The organism is Hylemonella gracilis ATCC 19624 (genome assembly GCF_000211835.1).
Classification (GTDB): Bacteria; Pseudomonadota; Gammaproteobacteria; order Burkholderiales; family Burkholderiaceae_C; genus Hylemonella; species Hylemonella gracilis.
The window spans coordinates 116,725-142,060 of sequence record NZ_AEGR01000052.1; the positions used below are offsets into that span (position 1 = coordinate 116,725).

General features: G+C 66.4%; 26 protein-coding genes. 20 read left to right on the top strand and 6 right to left on the bottom strand.

Annotation, left to right across the window (positions count from 1 at the left end; all coding sequences use genetic code 11):
* The 3 genes from HGR_RS07440 to HGR_RS07450 are packed head-to-tail and all read left to right on the top strand — an operon-like array spanning nucleotide 1 to nucleotide 4,021.
* A complete protein-coding gene (locus HGR_RS07440; protein ID WP_006297564.1) occupies nucleotides 1–2,301 on the top strand; it encodes a xanthine dehydrogenase family protein molybdopterin-binding subunit in 2,301 nt (766 codons plus the stop codon).
* 39 nt (nucleotides 2,302–2,340) lie between these two features.
* Complete coding sequence (locus HGR_RS07445; protein WP_006297565.1) at nucleotides 2,341–3,453, top strand: XdhC family protein; 1,113 nt, start codon at nucleotides 2,341–2,343, stop codon at nucleotides 3,451–3,453.
* Nucleotides 3,454–3,466: 13 nt separating this feature from the next.
* Nucleotides 3,467–4,021, top strand: a complete 555-nt coding sequence (locus HGR_RS07450) for a nucleotidyltransferase family protein (protein WP_006297566.1) — start codon at nucleotides 3,467–3,469, stop codon at nucleotides 4,019–4,021.
* 26 nt (nucleotides 4,022–4,047) lie between these two features.
* Here the strand turns inward: HGR_RS07450 and HGR_RS07455 are convergent, their stop codons facing one another.
* From HGR_RS07455 to HGR_RS07470, 4 genes are all read right to left on the bottom strand, one after another.
* Nucleotides 4,048–4,671 carry a gamma-glutamylcyclotransferase gene (locus HGR_RS07455; RefSeq protein ID WP_006297567.1) on the bottom strand — a complete coding sequence of 208 codons (624 nt, stop codon included), beginning with the start codon at nucleotides 4,669–4,671 and terminating at the stop codon, nucleotides 4,048–4,050.
* 17 nt (nucleotides 4,672–4,688) lie between these two features.
* On the bottom strand, nucleotides 4,689–6,662 hold the full coding sequence (locus HGR_RS07460; protein ID WP_006297568.1) for a putative bifunctional diguanylate cyclase/phosphodiesterase: 1,974 nt from the start codon (nucleotides 6,660–6,662) through the stop codon (nucleotides 4,689–4,691).
* Between the two features lie 133 nt (nucleotides 6,663–6,795).
* Entirely contained in the window at nucleotides 6,796–7,209 is a 414-nt protein-coding gene (gloA, locus tag HGR_RS07465) for a lactoylglutathione lyase (protein WP_006297569.1), read from the bottom strand.
* Between the two features lie 191 nt (nucleotides 7,210–7,400).
* On the bottom strand, nucleotides 7,401–8,363 hold the full coding sequence (locus HGR_RS07470) for a LysR family transcriptional regulator (protein WP_006297570.1): 963 nt from the start codon (nucleotides 8,361–8,363) through the stop codon (nucleotides 7,401–7,403).
* 126 nt (nucleotides 8,364–8,489) lie between these two features.
* On the opposite strand from HGR_RS07470, the gene HGR_RS07475 reads away from it, so the two are divergent.
* Genes HGR_RS07475 through HGR_RS07495 form a run of 5 tightly spaced genes read left to right on the top strand, consistent with a single transcriptional unit; the run spans nucleotide 8,490 to nucleotide 13,501 of the window.
* Nucleotides 8,490–9,341, top strand: coding sequence for an aldo/keto reductase (locus HGR_RS07475; RefSeq protein ID WP_006297571.1), 852 nt, complete (start codon nucleotides 8,490–8,492; stop codon nucleotides 9,339–9,341).
* A gap of 8 nt (nucleotides 9,342–9,349) precedes the next feature.
* Nucleotides 9,350–10,780 carry an MFS transporter gene (locus HGR_RS07480; protein ID WP_039852850.1) on the top strand — a complete coding sequence of 477 codons (1,431 nt, stop codon included), beginning with the start codon at nucleotides 9,350–9,352 and terminating at the stop codon, nucleotides 10,778–10,780.
* On the top strand, nucleotides 10,777–11,973 hold the full coding sequence (locus tag HGR_RS07485) for a (R)-mandelonitrile lyase (protein ID WP_039852786.1): 1,197 nt from the start codon (nucleotides 10,777–10,779) through the stop codon (nucleotides 11,971–11,973). Before HGR_RS07480 ends, HGR_RS07485 begins: the two co-directional genes overlap by 4 nt.
* Nucleotides 11,974–11,975: 2 nt before the next feature.
* Nucleotides 11,976–13,049, top strand: a complete 1,074-nt coding sequence (locus HGR_RS07490) for an alpha/beta hydrolase (protein WP_006297574.1) — start codon at nucleotides 11,976–11,978, stop codon at nucleotides 13,047–13,049.
* Nucleotides 13,046–13,501 (top strand): MAPEG family protein, encoded by a 456-nt coding sequence (locus tag HGR_RS07495; protein ID WP_237701388.1) that lies wholly within the window; start codon nucleotides 13,046–13,048, stop codon nucleotides 13,499–13,501. The genes HGR_RS07490 and HGR_RS07495 overlap by 4 nt, the downstream gene beginning before the upstream one ends.
* A gap of 24 nt (nucleotides 13,502–13,525) precedes the next feature.
* Here the strand turns inward: HGR_RS07495 and fabF are convergent, their stop codons facing one another.
* Both fabF and HGR_RS07505 read right to left on the bottom strand, forming a co-directional pair.
* Nucleotides 13,526–14,782: a beta-ketoacyl-ACP synthase II gene (fabF, locus tag HGR_RS07500; RefSeq protein ID WP_006297576.1), complete on the bottom strand. Its 1,257-nt coding sequence runs from the start codon at nucleotides 14,780–14,782 to the stop codon at nucleotides 13,526–13,528.
* 22 nt (nucleotides 14,783–14,804) lie between these two features.
* On the bottom strand, nucleotides 14,805–15,362 hold the full coding sequence (locus HGR_RS07505; RefSeq protein ID WP_006297577.1) for a PaaI family thioesterase: 558 nt from the start codon (nucleotides 15,360–15,362) through the stop codon (nucleotides 14,805–14,807).
* A gap of 53 nt (nucleotides 15,363–15,415) precedes the next feature.
* Between HGR_RS07505 and HGR_RS07510 the strand changes: the two genes are divergently transcribed.
* From HGR_RS07510 to HGR_RS07560, 12 genes are all read left to right on the top strand, one after another.
* The gene (locus tag HGR_RS07510) at nucleotides 15,416–15,895 is read left to right on the top strand and encodes a MarR family winged helix-turn-helix transcriptional regulator (protein WP_006297578.1); all 480 of its coding nucleotides are present in this window, start codon (nucleotides 15,416–15,418) and stop codon (nucleotides 15,893–15,895) included.
* 109 nt (nucleotides 15,896–16,004) lie between these two features.
* A complete protein-coding gene (locus tag HGR_RS07515) occupies nucleotides 16,005–17,315 on the top strand; it encodes an MFS transporter (protein ID WP_039852789.1) in 1,311 nt (436 codons plus the stop codon).
* 44 nt (nucleotides 17,316–17,359) lie between these two features.
* Nucleotides 17,360–17,533 carry a hypothetical protein gene (locus HGR_RS17540; protein ID WP_169312685.1) on the top strand — a complete coding sequence of 58 codons (174 nt, stop codon included), beginning with the start codon at nucleotides 17,360–17,362 and terminating at the stop codon, nucleotides 17,531–17,533.
* A 122-nt stretch (nucleotides 17,534–17,655) separates the two neighbouring features.
* The gene (locus tag HGR_RS07520) at nucleotides 17,656–18,039 is read left to right on the top strand and encodes a cupin domain-containing protein (protein ID WP_039852854.1); all 384 of its coding nucleotides are present in this window, start codon (nucleotides 17,656–17,658) and stop codon (nucleotides 18,037–18,039) included.
* A gap of 80 nt (nucleotides 18,040–18,119) precedes the next feature.
* Nucleotides 18,120–18,905: a 2OG-Fe dioxygenase family protein gene (locus tag HGR_RS07525; protein WP_006297582.1), complete on the top strand. Its 786-nt coding sequence runs from the start codon at nucleotides 18,120–18,122 to the stop codon at nucleotides 18,903–18,905.
* Nucleotides 18,906–19,064: 159 nt separating this feature from the next.
* Nucleotides 19,065–19,985 carry a TauD/TfdA dioxygenase family protein gene (locus HGR_RS07530; RefSeq protein WP_006297583.1) on the top strand — a complete coding sequence of 307 codons (921 nt, stop codon included), beginning with the start codon at nucleotides 19,065–19,067 and terminating at the stop codon, nucleotides 19,983–19,985.
* Nucleotides 19,986–20,017: 32 nt separating this feature from the next.
* Nucleotides 20,018–21,040, top strand: coding sequence for an ABC transporter substrate-binding protein (locus HGR_RS07535; protein ID WP_006297584.1), 1,023 nt, complete (start codon nucleotides 20,018–20,020; stop codon nucleotides 21,038–21,040).
* A gap of 27 nt (nucleotides 21,041–21,067) precedes the next feature.
* Complete coding sequence (locus HGR_RS07540; protein WP_006297585.1) at nucleotides 21,068–21,919, top strand: ABC transporter ATP-binding protein; 852 nt, start codon at nucleotides 21,068–21,070, stop codon at nucleotides 21,917–21,919.
* Complete coding sequence (locus tag HGR_RS07545; protein ID WP_006297586.1) at nucleotides 21,916–22,809, top strand: ABC transporter permease; 894 nt, start codon at nucleotides 21,916–21,918, stop codon at nucleotides 22,807–22,809. Before HGR_RS07540 ends, HGR_RS07545 begins: the two co-directional genes overlap by 4 nt.
* 104 nt (nucleotides 22,810–22,913) lie before the next feature.
* Nucleotides 22,914–23,378, top strand: a complete 465-nt coding sequence (locus tag HGR_RS07550; RefSeq protein ID WP_006297587.1) for a rhodanese-like domain-containing protein — start codon at nucleotides 22,914–22,916, stop codon at nucleotides 23,376–23,378.
* A 22-nt stretch (nucleotides 23,379–23,400) separates the two neighbouring features.
* Nucleotides 23,401–24,354 carry a serine O-acetyltransferase EpsC gene (epsC, locus tag HGR_RS07555; RefSeq protein WP_006297588.1) on the top strand — a complete coding sequence of 318 codons (954 nt, stop codon included), beginning with the start codon at nucleotides 23,401–23,403 and terminating at the stop codon, nucleotides 24,352–24,354.
* Between the two features lie 46 nt (nucleotides 24,355–24,400).
* Nucleotides 24,401–25,333 carry a family 2A encapsulin nanocompartment shell protein gene (locus HGR_RS07560; protein ID WP_006297589.1) on the top strand — a complete coding sequence of 311 codons (933 nt, stop codon included), beginning with the start codon at nucleotides 24,401–24,403 and terminating at the stop codon, nucleotides 25,331–25,333.
* Nucleotides 25,334–25,336: the final 3 nt, after the last annotated feature.

Below are 25,336 nucleotides of genomic sequence, written 5' to 3' on the forward strand. Positions count from 1 at the left end.
ATGACCACCACCACACCCTTCCATTCCCGACTGATCGACGCCCAACTGATCGGCGCCTTGCCCAAAGGCCTGCAGGCCTTGGCCCAGCGCCAGAGCGGCACGGCACTCGACGCCGGTGACGGCCTGCCGCGACGCTCCTTCCTCAAGCTCGCCGCGGGCTCGGGCTTCGCGCTCGGCGCCTTCCCGCTCGTCGCCTCGGCGCAAGGCGCGGGCGGCGCGGCGGCCGGCGGCCTCAAACCCACGCAACAACCCGCGGCCTTCGTGCGCATCACCCGCGACGGCGTCGTCACCGTCACGGTCAACCGACTGGAGTTCGGCCAGGGCTCTCACACGGGCTTGGCCATGGTGCTGGCCGAGGAACTGGACGCCGATTGGGCCCAGGTGCGTGCCGTGCACGGCAACGCCGACGCGGCCTATGTGGACCCGGCCTTCGGCATCCACATCACGGGGGGCTCCAACGCGCTCAAGAATTCCTACACCCAGTACCGCGAGCTGGGCGCGCGCACCCGCGCCATGCTGTTGGCCGCGGCCGCCCAGCAATGGAAGGTCGCACCGTCCGCGCTGCGCACCCAGGCTGGCGTGGTGATTGGCCCCGGCGGCGCCAAGCTGAGCTACGGCGAACTGGCCGAGGCCGCGATGCAGCTGCCCGTGCCGGAACAAGTGACGCTCAAGGACCCGAAACAATTCCGCCTGATCGGCCAGCCCACGGGGCGGCTGGACGCGCGCGCCAAGTCCAGCGGCGGCCAGGCTTTCGGCATCGACGTGCGCTTGCCCGGCCTGCTGACGGCCGTGGTCGCCTACCCGCCTGTCTTTGGTGCCAAGCTGCAGTCGGTGGACGACGCGGCGGCCAAGGCCGTACAAGGCGTGCGTGCCGTGCTGCGCGTGCCCCTGGAACGCGGCGCCGAGGGTGTGGCCGTGATCGCCGAGGGCTATTGGGCCGCCAAGCAGGGGCGCGACGCGCTCAAGGTCGAATGGAACACCAGTGGCGTCGAGAAGGTGGACAGCGCGCGCCAGCTCGCCGCCTACCGTGAACTGGCGACCAAGCCGGGCGCCTTGAAGTACGACGCCGACCTGTCCAAGCTGGCTGGCGCGCCCCGCAAGATCAGCGCGGAGTTCGTGTTCCCCTACCTGGCCCATGCGCCCATGGAGCCGCTCAATTGCACCGTGCAACTCACGGGTCAGGGTGCGAATGCGAAGGCCGAACTGTGGACCGGCACGCAGATGCCCGGTCTCGACGCTCTGGCTGCCGCGAACACGCTGGGCGTGACGCCGCAGAACCTCAAGATGAACGTGCAGATGGCCGGTGGTGGCTTCGGCCGCCGCGCCGTGCCCAGCAGCGAGTACGTGGTTCATGCCTGCGCGGTGGCCAAGGCCGCGCGCACGGCGGGACTGGACGCCCCGGTGCGCACGCTCTGGAGCCGCGAGGACGACATCAAGGGCGGCTATTACCGTCCCATGCACCTGCACCGCGCCGAGATCGGCTTCGATGCCAAGGGCGAGATCCTGGGCTGGAACCACGTGATCGTGGGCCAGTCCATCCTCAAGGGCTCGCCCTTCGAGGCCTTCATGGTCCAGAACGGCGTGGACGCCACGATGGTCGAGGGCATGAAGGAGCCCTACGACGTGCCGATGAAGCTCACGGTGCACCACCCGCAGCAGAATGTGCCCGTGCTCTGGTGGCGCAGCGTGGGCTCCACCCACACGGCCTACGTGATGGAGACCCTGGTGGACGAGATTGCTCGCGCCACGAAGCAAGACCCGGTGGCCTACCGCCTGAAGCTGATCGAAGGCAAGCACCCGCGCCACGAAGCCGCGCTGAAGCTCGCGGTCGAGAAATCTGGCTACGGCAAGAAGAAGCTCGCCGCCGGGCGCGCCTGGGGCGTGGCCGTGCACGAGTCCTTCAACACCGTGGTCGCCTACGTGGTCGAGGCCTCGGTGAAGGACGGCATGCCCAAGTTACACACCGTGACCGTGGGCGTGCACTGCAACCTGGCCGTCAATCCCAAGAGCGTGGAAGCCCAGGTGCAGGGCGCGGCCCTGATGGGCCTGGGCATGTGCCTGCCGGGCGCGGCCATCACGCTCAAGGACGGCGTGGTGGAGCAAAGCAACTTCCACGACTACACGGTGGCCCGCATCACCGACATGCCTAAGATTGCCGTGCACATCGTGCCCAGCGCCGATGCGCCCACGGGCATGGGCGAACCGGGCTTGCCGCCCCTGGCGCCGGCCTTCGCCAACGCCATCGCGCGGTTGACGGGCAAGACACCGCGCCAGCTCCCCTTCAAGCTGGACGCGGCCTGAGACGCGGGCACGCGCTGACGCAACGACGAGGAGCGCCCCATGGACAGTCTGGACTTGCGCGTGCTGGCCGATGCGCTGGCGTGGAAGCGGGCCGGCCACGCCGTGTCCCTGGTCACGGTGGTGCAGACCTGGGGTAGCGCGCCGCGCCCGCCGGGCGCGCTGCTGGCCGTGCGCGGGGACGGGCTGGTGAGCGGCTCGGTCTCGGGCGGCTGCGTCGAGGATGACTTGATCGCCCGCGCCAAGGCCGCCTTGGCGGCCGCAGCCTCAACGGCCGACGCCGCGACAGAAGCAAGGTCCCGTCCCGAACTCATCGTCTACGGTGTGGACAAGGACGAGGCGGCGCGCTTTGGCCTGCCCTGCGGTGGCACGCTGCGCTTGGTGCATGAGCCGCTGCAGTCGGTGTCCTGGATCGAGGACGTGTTGACCCGCACGGCGGCGCACCAGTTGGTGGCTCGCACGCTGGACCTGGCCACGGGCGCGGTCACGCTGGCCCCGGCCGTGCGTGGGCAGGAGCTGGTGTTCGATGGCCAGCAACTGACCACGCTCTTTGGCCCGCGCTGGCGCCTGCTGCTGATCGGCGCGGGGCAGCTCTCGCAGGCCGTGGCGCAGATGGCGAAGCTGCTGGATTTCGAGGTGCTGGTTTGCGACCCGCGCGAGGAATACGCCGGCAGCTTCGATGGCGCTTCGGGGGCAGGCCCGCACGCCATGCCGGACAGTGTTCAGAGGATCGCCGGCATGCCAGACGATGTGGTGCGTGAGCTGATGCCCGATGCCCACACCGCCATCGTCGCGCTCACGCACGACCCCAAGCTCGACGACATGGCGCTGCTCGAAGCCCTCAAGTCCGCCGCCTTCTACGTGGGCGCGTTGGGTTCTCGGCGCAACCAAGGCGCGCGCAAGCAGCGCCTGGCCGAGCACTTTGACCTCAGTGCCGAGGAACTGGCGCGCCTGCATGGCCCGGTCGGCCTGGACCTGGGCGCGCGCACGCCGGCCGAGATCGCCGTGTCCATCCTTGCCGAGATCGTGCAAGTGCGCAACGCGACCTATCTGCGCGCGCGGCGCGAAGCCGCCGCGGCATCGGATGCCGCGTTGGACGACGTGACGACTGCCATGGCAGGCATCGCTGCTTCCACCTGCGCGGTCGCGCGCTGAACCCGGCCGCGCGATGAGCTTTGTCGTCCTGCTGCTCGCCTCGGGACGGGGTGAGCGTTTCCTGGCCTCGGGCGGCGCGGCGTTGGCGCCGCACAAACTGCAAGCCCCCCTCGAGGGGCAGACCGTGTTGCAGCGCACGCTGGACGCCGTGCGCGCCAGTGGCCTGCCCTGGCATTTGGAGCAGGCCGGTCATCCTGGCATGGGCGACAGCATCGCCGCGGCCGTGCGCGCGGCATCGCTCACTTATCCAAATGCGCGGGGCTGGCTCATCCTGCCCGCGGACCTGCCGCTGATCCTGCCCGACACCTTGCGCCGCGTGGCCAACGCGCCCCCTGCGTGGCGGGTCGTGCGGCCCGTGTACCAGGGCGAGGCAGGGCACCCGGTGCGCTTCACCCAGGACTGCACGCCCGACCTTCTGGAGCTGCGCGGGGATGTGGGGGCTGCGGCGGTGGCGCGCCGTCATGGCCCGCCGCAAGCGATCGAGGTGGACGATGTCGGCTGCGTCACCGACATCGACACGGTGGAGGATTGGGTCCGCGCCCAGGCCTTGTGGCGCGCGCGCGTCTGAACCGTCAGGCCGCCCTGCGCCAAGTTTCAGGGTGTGTTTCTCGGCGCGTGTTTCAGCAACGCCTCCAACGCCCGGTCTCGTATGCCGTGGGCGCGCAGGCTCTCCAGTGTCTGCAAGGCGTAGTCCTGGGTGCTGCCGTAGATGCCGCGCGCGTTCTTGAAGATGTGTTCGTACTGTTGCGCGCTCAGGTTGCCGGTGTAGTTGGGGCTGCGCCGTGACAAGGTGAAGGCCAGGGCCTGTACGGGGCCATGCGGCGTCTCGCAGTGCATCCAGCGTGGGTCGTAGACGCCTGTGGGCATCTCGCGTTGCCAGAGTTGAGTCAAGGTGGCGGGGGCTTGCTTGCGCGCGATTCGGTAGACCACGCCCTGGCAGCTGCCGCCGGACAGCAGGGCGAAGACCAGGCCCGGCAACTCGACCGTGCCGCGGTTGATGCGGCTCCACATCTTGAGCGCGCGGTGCCAGCCGCGCACCCGGGCCATGCGGCGCTCGGTGTAGTCGAAGTCCGGCCGCCAGATCAGTGAGCCATAGCCGAACAGCCAGAAATCGCCTTGGTGGGGACCGTGCTCGGGGTGGTGCTCCGACCATTCGCGCAGCGCGCGCGCGAGCAAGGGAGCCGGGTCACGCAAGGGGCGGGGCCAGGTGGCGGTCATGCGCGGGAAATTCTGGTTCAGGTCGGACCGAGTCGGCCCCCATGGGCCAGCCAGCGGTCCAGCGGTTGTGGCTTGGCGTGCAGGTAGCCTTGCTGCGCCGTGCAGCCGTGAGAGGAAAGGAAGTCCGACTGGGCGCGTGTTTCCACGCCCTCGGCGACCACCTTGAGTTCAAGGTGGCGTGCCATGGACAGGATCATCTCGACGATGGCCGTGTCGCCCGGATCGTGCGGCGTGTCGGTGATGAAGCTGCGGTCGATCTTCAGCTCGTGCAAGGGCAAGCGCTTGAGGTAGGCCAGGCTGGAGTAACCGGTGCCGAAGTCGTCGATCGAAAAGCGGATGCCGCGTTCGGCCAGCGCTTCCATGCGCTCGATGGTCTGCTCCAGATCGTCCAGCAGCAGCCCTTCGGTGACTTCAAAGATCAGTTGCGTGGGGTCGGCGTGCTGCCGGTCCAGCAAGGCCAAGGCATGTTCCACGAAATCAGGTTGGTGGAATTGCTGCGGGCTGACGTTGATGGACACCGGCACCGGATGGCCCGCCTCACGCAACTGACGCTGGATGCGGCAGCCTTGTTCCAGCACCCAGTCCCCCAGGTTGAGGATCAGATTGCTTTCCTCGGCGATGGGGATGAAGCGCGAGGGCGGGATGGCGCCCAGCGTGGGGTGGGTCCAGCGCAGCAGGAGTTCGACGCCCACGATCGCGCCCACCGCGTCGACCTGGGATTGCAGGTGCAGCGCCAGTTGGTCCTGCGTGATCGCATGCATCAGGTCGTGCTCGAGCTTGAGCTTGTCTTCCACCTCTTGTTGCATGCCCGCCTCGAAATACGCGACGCGGTTGCGGCCCGCGGACTTGGCGCGGTACATGGCCGTGTCCGCGTCGCGCAGCAGTTCCTCGGCACCCTGGGCCATGCCGCCCAACACCACCACGCCGATGCTGGCGTGGGTGCTGTAGGGCTGCCCATCGAGCATGAAGGGCTGTCCGAAGGACTCCCGCACCTTGTCCGCCACCACGCGCGCGGCGCGGGCCTCGCCTTGCGCGTCCATCGGGCTGTGCGGCGAGAGGATCACGAATTCATCGCCGCCCAGGCGCGCCACCGTGTCTTCCTCGCGCAGCAGCCCGCTCAGGCGCTTCGCCACCGCGACCAGCAGGGCGTCGCCGGCGGCGTGGCCGCGCGCGTCATTGATGTTCTTGAATCGGTCCAAGTCCAGGTAGAGCAGGGTGCCCCCCTGGGTGCCGCGCCGCGCGCTGGCCTGGGCCTGGTTGAGACGGTCGATCAAGAGGCGGCGGTTGGGCAGGCCCGTGAGCTCGTCGTAGTAGGCCAGCCGGTTCAGGGCCTGGGCCGTGTGCTGCAGCTCGGTGTTCACGCGCCGCAGATCGTCCTGTCCCTCTTTCAGCGACAAGGCGAAATCCCGCTGGCGCTCCAGCGAGCGTTCCAGTTGCTGCAGCAGCACCGCGCAGGACAGGGTGATGACGGCGTTGATGAACAGGAAGTTGACGGTGATGACCACCCACTCGACGAAGGGACGTTCGTCAAAGCCAGCGACGTGCAAGTCGGTGTTGCCCAAGTAGCCGATGGTCATCAACGTGACGGCGTTCACCGCCAGCGCGAACAAGGCCGGGCGTAGGCCCAGCAGCAGCGCCGCCATGACCGGAAAGGCGATCAGGTAGATCTGACTGACGGGGCCGACGTAGAACAGGAACCAGACGCCGATCAGGTAGATCAGGGCCAGCAGGTTCCAGGTGCGTGCCAGGTAACTCAGGCGCTGGGACCGCCACAGCACCAGCACCCAGACGAGGGCGATCAAGTCCACCCACGCGATGCCCCACAGGCCTTGCTGCGCGGCCAGCCAAATGCCAGGCGCCGCCGTCAGCACGCCCAGTACTGCGACGAAGGCCAGGATGGTGGAGAGAATGCGTGCGCGCCAGTCGTGCAGCACCTCGGGCTCGGACGCGGTCGAGGCCAGGGCGTGCTGAAGCAGGGTGGTTGCTTTCAAGGGGCGGAACCTCGCAGGGGGCTGGCCGGCGCAAGCCGCTGGCCAGCCCTCATCCTAGCGTGAGTCGGGCAGGGCGGGTAGCGTGCGCGTGCACTCCGAAGCGGGCCAACGCGGCTGACCCGGCGGGTGCCACTCAGCGCAGCCCGGCGCCCGCGGCGTATTCGGCGCGCTGGATCAGTTCCACCTTGTAGCCGTCCGGGTCCGTCACGAAGGCGATCACCGTCGTGCCGCCCTTGACCGGGCCCGGCTCACGCGTGACATTGCCTCCCGCCGCCTTGATCTTCTCGCAGGCCGCGTAGGCGTCTGGCACGCCGATGGCGATGTGCCCGTAGGCTCCGCCCATTTCATACTTTTCAACACCCCAGTTGTAGGTCAGCTCGATCTCGGCCTGGTCCGGATTGCCGTTGCCGTAGCCGATGAACGCCAGCGAGTACTTGTACTCCGGGTTCTCGGACCGGCGCAGCAAGTTCATGCCGAGGACCTTCGTGTAGAAATCGATGGAGCGCTGCAGGTCGCCGACGCGCAGCATGGTGTGGAGGAGGCGCATGAGAGGAATTCCCTGGATTGGAAGCCTAAAAACAGGCGCGCAGCATAGCGCGTAGGGGGAAAGCGGGTGGGGTTACCGGGAAATATTTCGGCGCCGACGAAGCGCGAAGTGGCACCAACTGCAAAAGGACCTCGCGAAGTGCGTGCCCATCTACGCCACGGAGCATCAAGGCGCCCAGCAGGCAAGTTGTGTCACTTACCGGAGCGACGGCGTGGTTGGGCCGTGCGTAGCTCCTTCTCGCTAAGCACGTATTCCGATTTGTCGTGGAGTCGTTGAACCGCCAAATCGATGAACGCACGGGTACGAGCCGGCTGCGACGACCTGTTGCCGAAATAGACGAAGTAGTTCGCGTAGTTGGGCATGTGGTCGACGAGGATGGGAACCAACTGGCCTGAACGGATATAGGGTGCCGCCGTCACGCCGGCGAGTTGCCCGAGAACCTTGCCGGCCAGGACGGCCTGCAATTCAAACAGCTCGTCGTTGCTGCAAATCGCCGGCACGACAGGTTGATCCGCCGCCTGGTCGCCGAGCTTCACGCGCCACGGAAGAACCTTGCCCGTGCTCGGGTGCCGATAAGCGCTGCAGCGATGCGAGGCAAGGTCGGCCAGGGAATCGGGTACTCCATGCCGCTGGAAATACGAGGGCGCGCCGCAAATCGGCATCTGCACCGGAAACAGCCGCCGGGCGATGACGCCTTCATGGGGTGAGGGCCCGAGGCGAAAACCGACATCCACCCGATCCTCCACCCAGTTGCCGATCCGATCATCCAGCAGCACATCCGGCTGTATGCCTGGATGCAGGTCGCAAAACTCCTCCACCAACCGCCAGACAATGGGCTGGAACGTCGTGCGCGGCCCCGTGATGCGCAGGGGGCCAGCAAACTCGTCCTTGGCCGACCTGGCCGCCTGCAGCGCTCGCTGCATCCCCAGCACGGACGGCTGCACGTCTTCGAGCAGGCGATGCCCCGCATCGGTCAGCGACATCACGCGGGTCGTGCGATGGAACAAGCGGGCGTCCAGATGCGTCTCCAACTGGGCCAGCGCCTTGCTTGCCGCCTGGGGACTGATGCCCAGCTCCAGGGCTGCTTTGCGCAGGCTGCCCAACTCTGCTGCCTTGATGAAGGTCGTGACGGACCGAAGTTCGTTGATTGCCATGGAGCGCCTCCTGCTCTGACTCTATTGTCATCAATTTAATGCGAATAAATCAACCTTTATGTCACTATTCAGATGTCAGTGGCGCGCCTAAAGTTCGATCCAACGAACCACCAAAGGCAGCGAGCTATGCAACACGTCATCCTGAACAACGGCCTCCAGATGCCTATCGTTGGCTACGGCGTCTTCCAGATTGCGGACTCCAACGAATGCCAGCGCAGCGTCGTCGACGCTATCGAGGTTGGCTATCGGCTGATCGACACTGCCGCCTCGTACATGAACGAAGAGGCGGTTGGCAAAGGCCTGCGGTCCAGTGGCATGGCGCGTGAGCAGCTCTTCGTCACCAGCAAGCTCTGGGTGCAGGAGACCGGCTACGAGAGCACGCAACAGGCCATCGAGAAGTCCCTGCGCCGATTGCAGCTCGACTATCTGGATCTTTACTTGATCCACCAACCCTTCGGTGATGTCCATGGCTCCTGGCGCGCGATGGAAGACGCACACCGTGCCGGCAAGCTGCGTGCCATCGGCGTGAGCAACTTCCATCCGGATCGCTTGATGGACATCAAGGCATTCAACGAGATTGCGCCGATGGTCAATCAGGTCGAAGTCAACCCCTTTCAGCAGCAGTTGGAGAGCGTCCCCTTCATGAATGAAATCGGCGTGCAGGCCGAAGCCTGGGCGCCTTTTGCGGAGGGGCGCAACGGGCTCTTCCAGAACGAAGCGCTGCTGGCCATCGCTAAACGCCATGGCAAGTCAGTCGGACAGGTCGTGCTGCGCTGGCTGGTGCAAAGAGGGATCGTCGCCCTGGCGAAGTCGGTGCGCAAGGAGCGCATGGCCGAGAACATCGCGATCTTCGACTTCGCGCTCGACGATGCCGACATGGCCCGCATCGCGACGCTCGACACCAACACGAGCAGCTTCTTCTCGCACCGTGATCCGGCCATCGTCAAGTGGATGTCCGAACGTAAGCTGGATATCTGAGAGTGATCATGACTGTCTCCGGAACACAGCTGCCGTCACGCAGCGCCAACACTGTCCTGGCCATCATCGTCGCCAGTTACCTGATGATCGTGGTGGACATTTCCATCGTCATCACGGGTTTGCCACGCATCCAGGCAGCCCTGGGGTTCACTTCGGCCCAGCTGTCCTGGGTGACCAATGCCTACACATTGGCCTTTGGTGGGTTGCTGCTGTTGGGCGCCCGCGCAGGAGACATCCTGGGCAGGCGGCGGATGTTCATCGTGGGCCTGTCGCTGTTCACTGCGGCTTCGGTGGCGATTGGCTTCGCACCCTCGGTGAGTTGGCTGCTCATAGCACGCGCCATCCAGGGCGTCGGCGCCGCTGTGCTGGCGCCGTCAACGCTGGCGCTGCTCTCCACCCATTTTGCCGAAGGTCCGGCGCGTACCCGCGCACTCTCCCTGTATGCCGCTGCGGCGGGAGTGGGGGCCACGTTGGGATTGGTGCTGGGCGGTCTGTTCGCTGATTTGTTGTCCTGGCGCGCGGGCTTCTTCATCAATTTGCCCATCGGTCTGCTGCTGATCGTGACCGCCAGGCGGCACATCGATGAGACTCCGAGGCATTCGGGGCGGTTCGACGTAACCGGCGCCGTCACCTCGACACTCGGCATGACGGCGCTGGTCTACGGCCTGGTGCGCGCGGCCGACTCGGGCTGGAACGATGCCCCCGCGCAGGCCGCCCTGGCTGGCGGTGTGTTGATGACTGCCGCCTTCGTCTGGATCGAGCGCCGCGTCAGCCAGCCCATCTTGCCGCTGCGTCTTCTGGCCAGCCGCGAGCGCGCGGGTGCTTACCTGGCTCGCATGCTCTTCCTCGGCGGCTCCGTGGGGTTTTGGTTTTTCTCCACGCAGTTCTTGCAGGGCGTGCTCCATCTGAGGCCCCTGCAAGCAGGTCTGGCCTTCTTGCCCGTCACCTTGCCCAACTTCGCCTCCGCGATGGTCGTGCCCAAGCTGGCCCGTCGCTTTGGCAACGAGCGCTTGCTCCTCGTCGGTCTGCTGCTCGGCGTTGTGGGCCTGTTCTGGCTGGGCCAGGCCGACGCCCACTCAAGCTACTGGACGGGCATCGCACCGCCCATGGTTCTCATCGGTCTGGGCCAGGGTCTGCTCTTGGGTCCGCTGACTGCGGCAGGCGTGATGGGGGTCGCGCGCGAAGACGCCGGTGCCGCCTCGGGTCTCGTCAATGTCGCGCACCAACTGGGCGGCGCCTTGGGGCTCGGTGTGCTCGTGCTTGTCTTCGCCAGTGCCGCACCTGTCGGCGCTCATGACAGCGCGACCCTCGCTCACCAAATCGCGGCGGTCATGGATGTCGCCGCCGTTCTGCTCGGCCTGGCACTGATGGTGTCCTGGTGCTTCATCGTCCTGCCGCAACGGCGCAGTCAAACCCAACAACAGGAAGCGCTTTCGTGAAAACAGCTCTCTGCATGGCCCTGAGTGGCGCTGCAACAGCCGCCGTTGCGCAGTCCCCTACAGCAACCACCGTTGCGCCCATCGTCGAGGTGCGCTCCGCATCTTCACAGCCTGTCGCCACGGGCTCCGCAGAGACCTTTACCGGTAGCGTCAGCATCAGCTCGCCATTTCAGGCCTTGCCGCCAGGCAAAGCGGGTGGTGCTACCGTGACCTTCGCGCCCGGAGCACGGACAGCATGGCACACCCATCCCCTGGGCCAAACCTTGATCGTCACCGCCGGACTGGGCCTGGTCCAGCAGCAAGGACATCCGGCTCAAGTCATCCGTCCAGGCGACGTCGTCACCATTCCCGCCAATGTGCGTCATTGGCATGGCGCGGGAGCCGACAGTTCGATGACGCATGTCGCCATCGCCGAGAAGGAAAACGGTGTCTCTGTCACCTGGGAGGTCAAGGTCAGCGATCAGGACTACCAAACCGCCTTGGACAGTACCGGGCTTGCAACCCAGGCCGGCGAGAGGTTGAAAGCAGCGCTACGCTCGCAAGCTTCGTCCGAGGTTCTGAGCGCCAGGCAACAAGCCATTCCGCTGATTGCTGCCTTCGTGGCGATCAGTGATATGCCCAGGCTGAACACCGCGCTGAACCGGGGACTGGATGCGGGATTGACCGTCGGTGAGGCCAAGGAAATCCTGGTGCAACTCTACGCATATGCCGGATTCCCACGCAGCCTCAACGCAATTGGTGAATTGCTGAAGGTCGTGGAGGCTCGCAAGCAGCGAGGCATCCAGGACGCACCAGGCCGTGAACCCAGTCGAGCCATTGCCACTGGCCACGAACTGGTCGTGGCCGGCAGGGCGAACCAGACAGAGATTTCCGGCGGTCCGGTTCAAGGCCCGGTGTTCGACTTCGTGCCCGTCATCAACCAGTTCCTGCAGACTCATCTGTTCGGTGACATCTTCGAGCGCGACAACCTCGACTGGCAAAGCCGCGAGCTGGCCACGGTCGGCGCGCTCGCCGCCACCCCGGGCGCGGAGGCGCAGTTGCGCTCGCACATGCGCGCCAGCCTGCGCGTCGGCTTGAGTGCCTCCCAACTGCGACAGCTGGCACAGGCGCTGGCCGACGGCGTTGGTCCAGAAGCCGCCGACCGCGCGAGAGAAGCACTCACACTAGCTCTTGCTGCCGCATCGAAAGGTTGAACATGAACACCACCCCCATCCTGTTCAGCGCTGCCATGGCCATGGCGAGCCTGCTGAGCGGCTGTGCGATGAGTTCCAGCAACTCAGGTCCTTTGATGATCAAGGCCCAAGGCAGCTTCGCTGCGGGTGGCACGGTTCAGGTAACCCCTGGCAACTATGACAACAACAAGCCCACGACTGCGGGGCAGAGTTTCCACGGCGATCATCTCTACGCCTTCTATCAGGTCCCGCAGAACCCGAAACCCCTGCCCATCGTGATGCTGCATGGCGCCTTCCAATCGGCACGCAGTTGGGAGACAACGTCGGACGGTCGAGAGGGCTTCCAGACCTTGTTCCTGCGTCGCGGCTTCCCGGTCTATCTGGTTGATCAGCCGCGCCGCGGACGTGCCGGCAATAGCACCATCGCCACAACGACCGAGCCAACGCCTTACGACCAGCTCTTCTTTGACCAATTCCGGCTCGGCAAGTGGCCCAGCTACTTCGACAACGTGCAGTTTGACCGCACGCCAGAGACGCTGGAGCAATTCTTCCGCTCGGTTACGCCCAACACCGGTCCCTACAACGCAGACGTGATCTCTGATGCCATGTCGGCACTGTTCGCCAAGACCGGCCCGGCGATTCTGTTCACTCACTCCCAGGGCGGTGGTCCGGGCTGGCTGACGGCGATCAAGAGTCCCAACGTCAAGGCCATCGTCGCCTTTGAGCCGGGCAGCGGCTTCATCTTCCCTCAAGGCGAAATGCCATCGGCGATGCCGAGTGCCGCCGGCACGCTGTCGCCCGAGGCGGTGCCATTGTCGGACTTCCAGAAACTCACCCGGATTCCCATCGTCATCTACTACGGCGACAACTTTCCGGTCGAGCCAACCACGGAGCGTGGCCAGGACAACTGGCGTGTGCGTCTCGCCATGGCGCGCCTCTGGGTGGATGCCATCAACAGGCACGGCGGTGACGCGCGCCTGGTGCACCTTCCGCAAATCGGCATCCGTGGCAACACGCACTTCCTGATGTCCGACCTGAACAATGTCCAGATTGCCGACCTTGTATCCAAATTTCTTTCGGAGAAGAAGCTTGATTGACCTTTGCTACCGGTCGCTCGCTCGGCTCGGTGGGGAAACCCAAGAAACTTCAACTTGGAGCTGACATGACGATTCCCGCGACGGTCTTTTTCATCGGCCTCTTCGCACTCATCCAGGTGCCGCTCACGGTCAGGGTTGGTTATCGCAGGGTGCAGACCAACATTCAGTTCCTGGATGGGGGCGATCAAACGCTGTTGCGCAGGATGCGCGCCCATGCCAACTACACGGAAAACGTGCCCATCGTGCTTCTCGCGATGGCCGGGGCGGAGCTGGCACAGGCGCCGCAGTGGCTGCTTTTGGCAGGTGGCATCGGCCTGCTGGTGGGGCGACTGATGCACGCCGCCATTCTGGTCTTGAAAGGCTGGGGCTTGCCCCGGGCCGTGGGCATGATCTTGACCTTTCTGCCCATGCTGGCCTTCGGGGGCTGGTGCGTCGCCCGGGCGTTCAGGTAGGGAGCGTCCGCACGGCCTGCTTCGTCACACCCGCCGCAGCACCAGCGTGCCGTTGGTGCCCCCAAATCCGAAGTTGTTCTTCACGGCCACGTCGATCTTCATCGCGCGCGCCTGGTGGGCGTTGTAGTCCAGGTCGCATTCCGGGTCGGGGTGGTCCAGGTTGATGGTGGGCGGCGCGATCTGGTGGTGCAGCGCCAGCACGGTGAAGACGGTTTCCACGCCGCCCGCGCTGCCGAGCAGGTGGCCGGTCATGGACTTGGTGGAGCTGACGACGAGCCGGTGCGCGTGTTCGCCAAAGGCCTGCTTGATGGCCCGCGTTTCGTTGAGGTCGCCCGGCGGGGTGGAGGTGCCGTGGGCGTTGAGGTACTGCACCTCGTCGGGGTTGAGGCCCGCGTTGCGCAGTGCGGCCTTCATGGAGCGGGCCGGGCCGGAGACGTTGGGCAGGGTGATGTGGTACGCGTCGCTGGACATGCCGAAGCCGGCCAGTTCAGCGTAGATTTTTGCGCCGCGCTTCTTGGCGTGTTCGTATTCCTCCAGCACCACCACGCCCGCGCCTTCACCGAGCACGAAGCCGTCGCGGTCCCGGTCCCAGGGGCGGGAGGCGGCGGCGGGGTCGTCGTTGCGGGTGGACAGGGCCTTGGCCGAGGCGAAGCCGCCCAGGCCCAGGGGCGTGATCTGGCTTTCGGAACCGCCCGCGACCATCACGTCCACGTCGCCGTACTCGATCAGGCGGCCTGCCTCGCCGATGCAGTGCAGGCCGGTGGTGCAGGCGGTCACGATGGCCAGGTTGGGGCCGGTGAAGCCGTAGCGGATGGAGACGTGGCCCGAGATCATGTTGATGATGGAGGTGGGCACGAAGAAGGGCGAGATGCGGCGTGGCCCGCGCTCCATGTATTCGAGGTGCGCGTCCTCGATGGTGGGCAGGCCGCCGATGCCGGAGCCGATCAGGGTGCCGATGCGTTCGGCGGCTTCCTCGCTCAGGGCATCGCCGGTGGGCAGGCCCGCGTCCTGCACGGCCTGGACGGCCGCCGCCAGGCCGTAGTGGATGAAGCGGTCCATGTGGCGCGCTTCCTTGGCCGGGATGTAGGGCGCGACGTCGAAGTCCTTCACCTCGCCGGCGAAGCGCGTGCTGAAGCCCGAGGCGTCGAAGCGGGTGATGGGCGCGATGCCCGAGCGGCCGGCGATCACGTTGGCCCAGGCTTGGTCCACCGTGTTGCCCACGGGGCTGACGATGCCGAGGCCGGTGATGACGACGCGGCGACGTGACGAGTGCGGATGCATGGTTCTTCCTTGTGTGTCGGTTTCAACCCGCGCGGTGTTCGAACACCAGGCAGGTCGTGGTGGCGTGCGCGTACAGCGTGCCGTCGGGGCCGTAGAGTCGGGCTTGCGCCGTGGCGAGTTGGCGGCCGCAATGCAGCACGGTGGCTTCGGCGCGCACGCGCGGGGTTTTGGCCGGGTTGATGGCCTTGACGATGTTCAGGCCCAGCTCGGCCGTGGTGTAGGCCTGGCCGGTCGGCAGCCGGGTCTGCACGGCGCAGCCCAGGGCCGAGTCCAGCAGGGTGGCGTACCAGCCGCCGTGGATGGTGCCCATGGGGTTGAGGTGGGCCGCGCCCGGCGCGCCCTGGAACAGCGCGCGGTCGGCCTCTGCTTCCAGCAACAGAAAACTCAGCGTTTGCGCGATGGGCGGGTAAGGCAGTTCGCCGCGCAGCATGGCGTGTAGCAGCTCCAGGCCGCTCTTGCCCGCGATCTGGTCTGGCCGCGCGACGCCGGGGCCGCTGCGTTCCAGCAGGGCCTGGGTGGCGCGTTCTTGCGCCAGCCACTTTTCCAGCGTCTGGGCGGGGGATGGCTCGGTCGAAGTCATGGGTATTCCGGTTGATGGTTGCATATGCAATGGTTGCATCTACAATAATCCGCATGAATGACCTTGTCAAACCTCAGGGCTGCACCAGCCTGAAGCTGCGTGAGCTGCAGCGCGTGGTCGCGCAGCGCTACGACGCCGAGGTGGGCAAGAGCGGGCTCAAGACCACGCAGTACTCGCTGCTCTCGCACATCCAGTCCCTGGGGCCGGTGCGCCCGGGCGAGCTGGCGCGCGTGATGCACATGGACGCATCCACGCTCACGCGCAATCTGCGCCCGCTGCAGGAGCAGGGCTGGGTCGTGGTCAGCGAGGGCGAGGACGCGCGCAGCCGCAGCGTGAGCCTGACGCCCGAGGGCCTGGCCAAGCGGCAGGAGGCGCGCCGTCATTGGCGGGCCGCGCAGGAGGCGCTGAACGAGCGCCTGGGGCCAGATCGGGTTGCGGCCTTGCATGCGCTGATCGACGAATCCTTGGCCATGCTGGACGAGGATGGGTCCGATGAGGCGGCGCCCGAGTCCGAGCCTGGCCCGCCCGGTTGAGGGCTTGAGCTGCTGGGCTACTGATTAATCAGCGCGGTACGGCCCCGTAGTCACCGACGTTTTTCTTCATGGCTTTCCCATCCATTCTTTTCACAACAGGGGTGTTTGCATGATTTCCAACCGTGTCGCGGCCGCTATGCGTTCGCGGGGCATCCACTACGGCTGGCTGGTGGCCGGCGTGACTTTCCTCACCATGCTGACCATGTCGGCGGCGCTGGGCCTACCCGGCGCCATGCTGCTGCCGTTGGCGCACGAGTTCGGCTGGACCACGCAGCAGGTCTCGTCCGCGCTGGCCATCCGCTTCGCGCTCTACGGCCTGCTCGGCCCCTTCGCCGCCGTGCTGATGGAACGCTGGGGCCTGCGCACGGTGATGTGCCTGGGCCTGGCCTTGGTGGGCGGCGCGATGGCGCTGGTGACCTTCACCTCGCAGCTGTGGCAGCTCTTCCTGCTCTGGAGCTTGATGCTGGGTCTGGGTACCGGTCTCACGGCGCTGGTGCTGGGCGCGGTGGTGGCCACGCGCTGGTTCGCGGCACGTCGTGGCCTGGTGGTGGGCCTGCTCACGGCCAGCGCCGCGACGGGGCAACTGGCTTTTCTGCCGCTGGCGGCTTGGATGATCGAGCACTGGGGTTGGCGCAGCGCGGTCTGGCCCGTGGTTGCGGCCAGCGTGCTGTTCGGCCTGATCGCCTTCCTGCTGGTGCGCGACCGTCCGTCGGATCTGGGCTTGCGCCCATACGGTGAATCGCCGGAGGAGGGCGCAAAGAACCAAGCCGCCAAGGCAACTGCCCCCGCCATGACCATGAACTTCGCCACGCCCTTCAAGGTGCTGGCCGAGGCCTCGCGCAGCGGCACCTTCTGGGTGCTGGCCGCCACCTTCTTCATCTGCGGCCTGTCCACCAACGGGCTGATCCAGACGCACTTCATCTCGCTGTGCAGCGACTTCGGCTTGGGTCCGGTGCCGGCTGCCTCGGTGCTGGCCATGATGGGGGCATTCGATTTCGTGGGCACCGTGGCCTCGGGCTGGCTCTCGGACCGTTACGACAGCCGCAAGCTGCTGTTCTGGTACTACGGCCTGCGGGGGCTGTCGCTGATCTGGCTGCCGCATTCGGGTTTCACGCTCGTGGGCCTGGGCCTGTTCGCGATGTTCTACGGCCTGGACTGGATTGCCACCGTGCCGCCCACGGTCAAGCTCACGGGCGCGGCCTTCGGGCCGCAGAAGGCGGGCATGGTGTTCGGCTGGGTGTTCGCGGCCCACCAGCTCGGCGCCGCCACGGCGGCCTGGGGCGGTGGACTGTCGCGCACGGTGATGGCCAGCTACACGCCCGCTCTTTACGTCGCGGGCGGCGCCTGCCTCGTGGCGGCATTGCTGGCCTTGGCCGTGCGCCGCAGCGTGCCGGTGAAGGTTCAGGCCGCCAGCGCCTGAAGACCGGGACAAGACACGGGACCAGGACCAGGAGTGAATCCCGCGTGAAAGCAGTCATGACAGCCCATGTGCTTGTAACCGACGGCCCCGGGCGTTCGCTGCAAGTGGTCGACTTGCCTGAGCCCGCCTTGCATGACGATGAACGGCTCGAGGAAGTCCACGCGGCGGCGCGGGTGCCGGTCGGGCAGTTCGCCGGCGATTTGGATTCCTGGGCCTGAGTCGTGCGGTGCTTTCGACACGGCGGCGCCTAGGCGCGGATGCTCAACAAAAGCGCCCCGCCTGTGCTGGCGATAATCGTGGACTGTTGTCCCTGTACACCGGCCCCTGGCCCCACAACCGCATGTCCACCTTCACCAAGACCATCCTCTTTACCGACACCGACGGCCGCGCGCGTTTCCGCGAGGAAAGCGTGCCGCTCACCCAGGGCACGCCGCAGTCCATGCTGTCGGAGGTCTACGCCAGCGGCGGCTACCAGCTGCGCATGAGCCCCGTGGGCTTTCGCAGCAGCTTCCACTGCACGGGCGCGCCGCAGTGGTGCTTCATCCTCGGCGGGCAGATGGAGATCGGCCTGCAAGACGGTAGCTCGCGCATCTTCAAGCCGGGCGAGCATTTCTATTCTGCGGACCTGCTGCCCGAGGGCGCGACCTTCGACGCCAAAGTGCATGGTCATTGGAGCCGCCAGGTGGGCGACCAGCCGCTGTACACGCTGTTCGTGCGGGGATGATGGACTCGGAACCCGCCGCGTCGGCACTCTCGCTGGTGCCTCCAATCGTGCCTCCACTTGCGCCCTCATTGGCGCGTCCAATGACGCCACCGGGTGCCGCCGCTGGTGCTGCTGACACGCGACTCCTCGCCGAGGCGCGTGCGGCCCTCACGCGCGACGGTTGTGTCTTCTGGCCCGCAGCGCACACCGCCCCGCTGTTGGCGGGCCTCACGGGTTTCACCGACCGCGAATGGACGGCGTTCCAGGACAGTTGGAATCGCCTGGAGCGCGACCGCTACATGGCCGATGGCGGCCGCTACCGCGAGCGACGGCACGCGACCTTCAGCGCCTCGGCCTCGGGGCCCGTGCGCCAAGAGCCGCACCGCCCGCATTACCAAAGCCGCGCCTACAACCCGCTCAACGGCGGCATTGCCCGCCACTTCGCGCCGGTGGAGCCCAGCATCGCGCAAGGCCCGGTGCTCGGCGCGGTGCTGTCCTGCTGCCGTGACTTGTTTGGCGGGCTCGCGCCCGCGCGGGCCTGGCACATCGAAGTGCACCAGTTCCGCATTGACGCGGCCCGCAGCGGCGCCACGCCCACGCCCGAAGGGGTGCACCGCGACGGCGTGGATTTCGTTTGGATGATGTTGGTCCAGCGGCGCAACATCCAGGGCGGTGAGACCCGCATCCGTGATCAGGCGGGCGAGACCCTGGCGCGCTTCACGCTGGCCGATCCTTTCGACGCGGCCCTCGTCGACGACGCGCGAGTGCTCCACGGCGTGACCCCCGTGACACCCCTGGACCCCAGCCAGCCAGCCTGGCGCGACGTGCTGGTGGTCACCTTCGCGGCCAACCCGCCGGAGCAGGGGCCTGACCCGAGCGCCAGCTGAGCCAGAACCTGAGCCAGAACCTGAGCCCAGCGGGCGGGCCTGGGCCGGGGAGCTTGGGCTTCTAAGGATGATTTCGTCATAAACAAGCAATTTTTAATTCGTTCCCAATGGGATTGAGCATGCCTACAGTGCGAGCCTTCATCGCATTGCAGTCACGCCATGAGTCTCTCCGCCGCCGTGGACCGGCCCGCACCGGCCCCCACGCCTGTCCGCCAGAACATCGACATTCGCCCGCTTCACGCGCAGGCCGGGCGCAGCCGCCTGGGCGCCGAGGTGCTGGGCCTGGACTTGTCGAAGCCGCTGGCCGATGCGGATTTCCGCCGCATCCACCAGGCGCATCTGGACCACCATGTGCTGGTCTTTCGCGATCTGCGCATCACGCCAGCGCAGCAGGTGGAGTTCAGCCGCCGCTTCGGGCCTTTGCAAATCCATGTGCTGAGCCAGTTCGCCTTGGCTGGACATCCGGAAATCCTGATCGTCTCCAACATCAAGGAAAACGGCCAGCCCATCGGCCTGGGTGACGCCGGGCACTACTGGCACTCGGACCTCTCTTACGTCGAAAAGCCAAGCCTGGGTTCCATGCTGCACGCGCAGGAACTGCCAGCCGAGGGGGGCGATACGCTGTTCGCCGACCAGCACGCGGCCTATGAAGCGCTGCCGGAAAAGACCAAGCAGCGCATCGCGCATCTGCGGGCCGAGCATTCCTACCTCTGCAAGTACGAGGAACTGCGCGCGCGCAGCCCTTGGCGGCCCAAGCTCACCCCCGAGCAGATCGCCAAGGTGCCGCCGCATGTTCACCCCGTGGTGCGCACGCACCCCGAGACCGGCCGCCAGGCGCTGTTCGTCAGCGAGCATTTCACGACCCGCATCGTCGGCCTGCCCGAGGATGAAAGCCGCGCGCTGCTGGACGAGCTGTTCACGCACAGCACCCGCGACGAGTTCGTCTACCGCCACCGCTGGCAAGCGCACGACATGGTGTTCTGGGACAACCGTTCCGTCATGCACCTGGCGGCAGGCACGCCCGAGCACCTGCGCCGCAAGCTCTACCGCACCACCATCGAAGGTGACATCGTTTTCTGACCCTCACGATTTCTGATTCCGCAAACAAGACCATGAAGCAGTTTTTTCGCACCCCCATTTCCCTCCTGGCTGGCCTGGGCCTGCTGCTCGGCGCGACGGCCGCGCAGGCCGAGGGCAAGATCCGCGTCGCCCAGCAGTTCGGCATCGCCTACCTGATTCTGGACGTGGTGCAGGACCAGAAGCTGATCGAGAAGCACGGCAAGGCCCAGGGCTTGGACATCGAGGTCGAGTGGGCGCAGATTTCGGGCGCCACCGCCATGAACGAGGCCCTGCTGGCGGGTTCGCTGGACGTGGTGTCGGCTGGCGTGCCGCCCATGCTCACGCTGTGGGACCGCACCAAGGGCAAACAGAACGTCAAGGCCGTGGCCGCGCTGGGTGCCTTGCCCAATTACCTGATCACGACCAACCCGAACATCAAGTCCCTGAAGGACTTCAGCGACAAGGACCGCATCGCCGTGCCCGCGGCGGGCACCGGCTTTCAGTCGCGCACCTTGCAGATTGAAACGGCCAAGCTCTTCGGCAAGGAGAACGCCAAGAAGTACGACGCCATCTCGGTCAGCTTGCCCCACCCGGACGCGACGGCCGCGCTGATCGCGGGCGGCACGGAAATCAATTCGCACTTCTCCAGCGCGCCTTTCTATTACCAAGCGCTGGCGGGCAACCCCAAGGTGCGCAAGGTGCTGTCCAGCTACGACATCTTGGGCGGGCCGGCCACCTTCAACGTGCTCTACAGCACGCAGAAGTTCCACGACGAGAACCCCAAGACCTACAAAGCCTTCTACGCCGCGCTGCGCGAGGCGGCTGAGTTCGTCCGCAAGGACAAGGCCGCTGGGACGGGTAAAGCAGCGGATGTTTTCATCCGCGTGCAGAAGTCCAAGCTGGACCCGGCCCTGGTGAAGAAAATCATCGAGGACCCGGAGAACGACTTCACCGTCAACCCGCAAAACACTTACATCTATGCCGACAAGCTGCACGCCATCGACGTGCTGAAGAACAAGGCGGCTTCCTGGAAGGACTATTTCTTCGAGGAAGCCTGGGCCCACCCGGGCAGCTGAGCCCGCGCTCGAACCAAGGTTGTGGACATGACTGGCGTGACACCTTTGCACCCTTCTCCCCTGCTCGCGGTCGATGGCGTGAGCCTCGAGTACCGCACGCCTGGCCGCGTGGTGCGCGCCACCCACCGCGTGAGTTTCGACGTGCATGCGGCGGACCGTTTCGTGCTGCTGGGCGCCTCGGGCTGCGGCAAGTCCACGCTGCTCAAGGCCGTGGCGGGTTTCATCGCGCCGGTGGAGGGCGAGATACGCCTGGATGGCGAGGTCGTGCAAGGGCCGGGTCCCGACCGCATCGTCGTCTTTCAGGAGTTTGACCAGCTGCCGCCCTGGAAGACCGTGCGGCAGAACGTGATGTTCCCTTTGCGCGCGACGCGCAAGCTGGGCCGCAAGGAAGCTGCCGAGCGGGCCGACCATTTTCTGGACAAGGTGGGCCTGTCGGCCTTCGCCGACGCCTACCCGCACCAGCTCTCCGGCGGCATGAAGCAGCGCGTGGCGATCGCCCGCGCGCTGGCCATGCAGCCTCGCGTGCTGCTGATGGACGAACCGTTCGCGGCGCTGGATGCACTGACGCGCCGCAAGATGCAGGAGGAACTGCTGGCGCTGTGGGAGGGAGATGAAGCCGACGGGGGGCGCTTCACCTTGCTGTTCGTGACGCACTCGATCGAGGAGGCGCTGGTCGTGGGCAGCCGCATCGGCCTGCTGTCGCCGCACCCGGGCCGGGTGCGCGCCGAGATCAACAGCCATCAGTTCGACCTGCACAGCGCGGGCAGCCCGGAATTCCAGGCCGCGGCGCAGCGCATTCATGGCCTGCTGTTCGAGGCTCCGCAGCAATCCGCGGCGGAGCCCGCGTCCGCCGGTGCCCCGGCGCGGAGGTACGCATGAGCACGCTCCCCGCTCCGTCCTCGCCTCCCGTGCGTCCCGAATACGAGCGCGCGCTGGAGCCCTTGACCTCGGTCACGGTTGAGCGCGTGCTGTCCTGGCCGCGCCGCCTGTGGGAAGAGGATTGGTTGCGCAAGGGGCTGATTCTTGCCCTGCTGGCGGCGCTGTGGGAGACCATCGCGCGCTGGCAAGACAACGAGCTGCTGCTGCCCACCTTCTTGCAGACCGCGCGCGCGCTGGTCGAGGGACTGGCCAGTGGCGAGCTGCTGGTGAAGCTGCGCATTTCGCTGGCGGTGTTGTTGCAGGGTTACGCCATCGGTGTGCTGGCCGCGCTGGCCCTGACCACCTTGGCCGTGTCCACGCGCATCGGGCGCGACCTGCTGAGCACGCTGACCTCGATGTTCAACCCGCTGCCCGCCATCGCGCTCTTGCCGCTGGCCTTGTTGTGGTTCGGCCTGGGGCAGGGCAGTCTGGTCTTTGTGTTGGTGCACTCCGTGCTCTGGCCGTTGGCGCTCAACACCTACGCCGGGTTTCAAGGCGTGCCTGACACCTTGCGCATGGCGGGGCGCAACTACGGGCTGCACCAGCAATGGTTCGGTCTGCGCTACGTGCTGCACATCCTGCTGCCCGCGGCCCTGCCCGCCATCTTGTCGGGCTTGAAGATCGGCTGGGCCTTCGCCTGGCGCACGCTCATCGCCGCGGAGCTGGTGTTCGGCGCGTCCTCGGGCAAGGGCGGCCTGGGCTGGTACATCTTCCAGAACCGCAACGAGCTCTACACCGACAAGGTGTTCGCGGGCTTGGCCATGGTGATCCTGATCGGCCTGCTGGTGGAAGGTTTGGGCTTTCAGACGCTCGAGCGTTTGACGGTGCGCCGCTGGGGCATGCAGCGCTGACCCTTGCAAATAGCGGCGCCGAATAAGAAACCAACTAAACAGTCGTTGGTGCCGCAGCCTTGAACTCATAGAGTGACGGCCATCCCTCACCACCAGGAAACAACATGACGGTAGCTGAAGCGAGCAAGCTGGATGAACTGCTGGACGCCGCGCAGTCCGAGGCCCGGGCCGCGGGCTTGGGCTATGCCGGGGGCGTCAGCCCCCAGGAGGCTTGGGCCTTGCACCAAGCGGGCCTGGCGCGCATCGTGGACGTGCGAACGGCGGAAGAGCGCAAGTTCGTCGGTCACCCCCCGGGCACCGACCATGTGGCCTGGGCCACCGGCACCAGCATGACGCGCAACCCGCGCTTCGTGCGCGAGCTGGAAGCGAAGGTGGGCAAGGAGGCCAAGGTGCTGTTGCTGTGCCGCAGTGGCAAGCGTTCCGTGCTGGCCGCCGAGGCCGCGACGCAGGCCGGTTTCCCGCACGCTTTCAATATCCTGGAGGGCTTCGAAGGCGAGCTCGACCCGCTGGGGCATCGCGGCGCGGCGGATGGCTGGCGCTTTCACGGCCTGCCCTGGGTTCAGGACTGAGCCAGCATCGAGGCGAACCACCATGAGCGCGCTTTTCGATACACGGCACATCGTCCAGGAGTTGGCCTCCGCGCGCCAGCGCTGGCGCGAGGCGCAGCGCCGTTCCACCGAACCCGGTGGGCGGGAGCTGCCGTCGCGCGAGGAGCTCAACCGCATTGTTTCCGGTCTGCGCGGCGTGCTGTTCCCGATGCGTCTGGGCCCCGCCGACCTGCGGCAGGAGAGCGAGGATTACTACGTCGGCCACACGCTCGACAGCCTCTTGCATGCCTTGCTGGCGCAGGTGCGTCTCGAGCTGCGCTTCGCCGCGCGCTTGCAGGCCGAGGTGAAGACCGAGCAGCTGGACGAACAGGCGCTGGACATCGTGCGCCAGTTCGCGCGCGCGCTGCCAGAAATCCGCCGCCTGTTGGACACCGACGTGCTGGCCGCGCATGCGGGCGACCCCGCGGCACGCAGCGTGGACGAGGTGCTGCTGTGCTACCCCGGCATCCTGGCCATGATCCACCACCGCCTGGCGCACCAGTTCTACCGCTTGGGCGTGCCGCTGCTGGCACGCATCGTGGCCGAGCAGGCGCACAGCGAAACAGGCATCGACATCCACCCCGGCGCCCGCATCGGCGAGAGCTTCTTCATCGATCACGGCACCGGCGTCGTGATCGGCGAGACCGCGGTCATCGGACGCAACGTCAAGGTCTACCAGGCGGTGACCCTGGGCGCCAAGAGTTTTCCCACCGACGCCCAGGGTGCTCCCATCAAGGGGCAGCCACGCCATCCCATCGTCGAGGACGACGTGGCCATCTACGCGGGCGCGACCGTGTTGGGCCGCGTGACCCTTGGCCGGGGGGCCGTCATCGGCGGCAATGTGTGGATCACGCACGACGTGCCGCCAGGCGCCAGCGTGACCCAGGCCCGCGTGCGCGACGCGCAGCGCGAGGAGGTGAGCGCGGGCTCCAGGCAGCCGACGCCGCTGCCCCATTGAACGAATCACACACGGACTTTTTCACCCACTCAACGGAGTTTTCCTGATGGCAAGTAACACGACATCCCAACTGGCGCTGGGCGACCAAGGCGCACGCCAGCTGGCCAACGCGACCAAGACCGCGCCCACGCTGGAAACCGTCAGCCCACGTTGGCTGACCCACCTGCTGCAATGGACGCCGGTGGAAGCGGGCATCTACCGCCTGAACAAGGTGAAGAACGCCGACGAGGTGCGCGTCTCCTGCGCCAAGCGCGATGAGTCCGAGCTGCCCAGCACCTTCGTCGACTACGACGCGCCGGCGCGCGAGTATTTCCTCAACGCGGTGACCACGGTGCTGGATGTGCACACCCGCGTGTCCGACCTCTACAGCAGCCCGCATGACCAGATCAAGGAACAGCTGCGCCTGACGATCGAGATCATCAAGGAAAAGCAGGAAAGCGAACTCATCAACAACCCCGACTACGGGCTGCTGGCCAGCGTTGCGCCGCAGCAGATCGTCTACCCGCTGACGGGCGCGCCGACGCCGGACGATCTGGACGAGCTGCTGACCAAGGTCTGGAAGGAGCCCGCCTTCTTCCTGACGCATCCGCTCGCGATCGCCGCCTTTGGCCGCGAATGCACGCGCCGTGGCGTGCCGCCGCCGACCGTGAGCCTGTTCGGTTCGCAGTTCCTGACCTGGCGCGGCATTCCGCTGATCCCGAGCGACAAGGTGCCCGTCGCCGATGGCAAGACCAAGATCCTGCTGCTGCGGGTGGGCGAGAAGCGCCAGGGCGTGGTGGGGCTGTACCAGCCCGGCTTGGCGGGCGAGCAAAGCCCGGGCCTGTCGGTGCGCTTCATGGGCATCAACCGCAACGCGATCGCCTCGTACCTGATCTCGCTGTACTGCTCGCTGGTCGTGCAGACCGACGACGCCCTGGCGGTGCTGGAGGACGTGGAAGTCGGCAAGTACCACGAGTACCCCGACACCTACAAGCGATAAGGC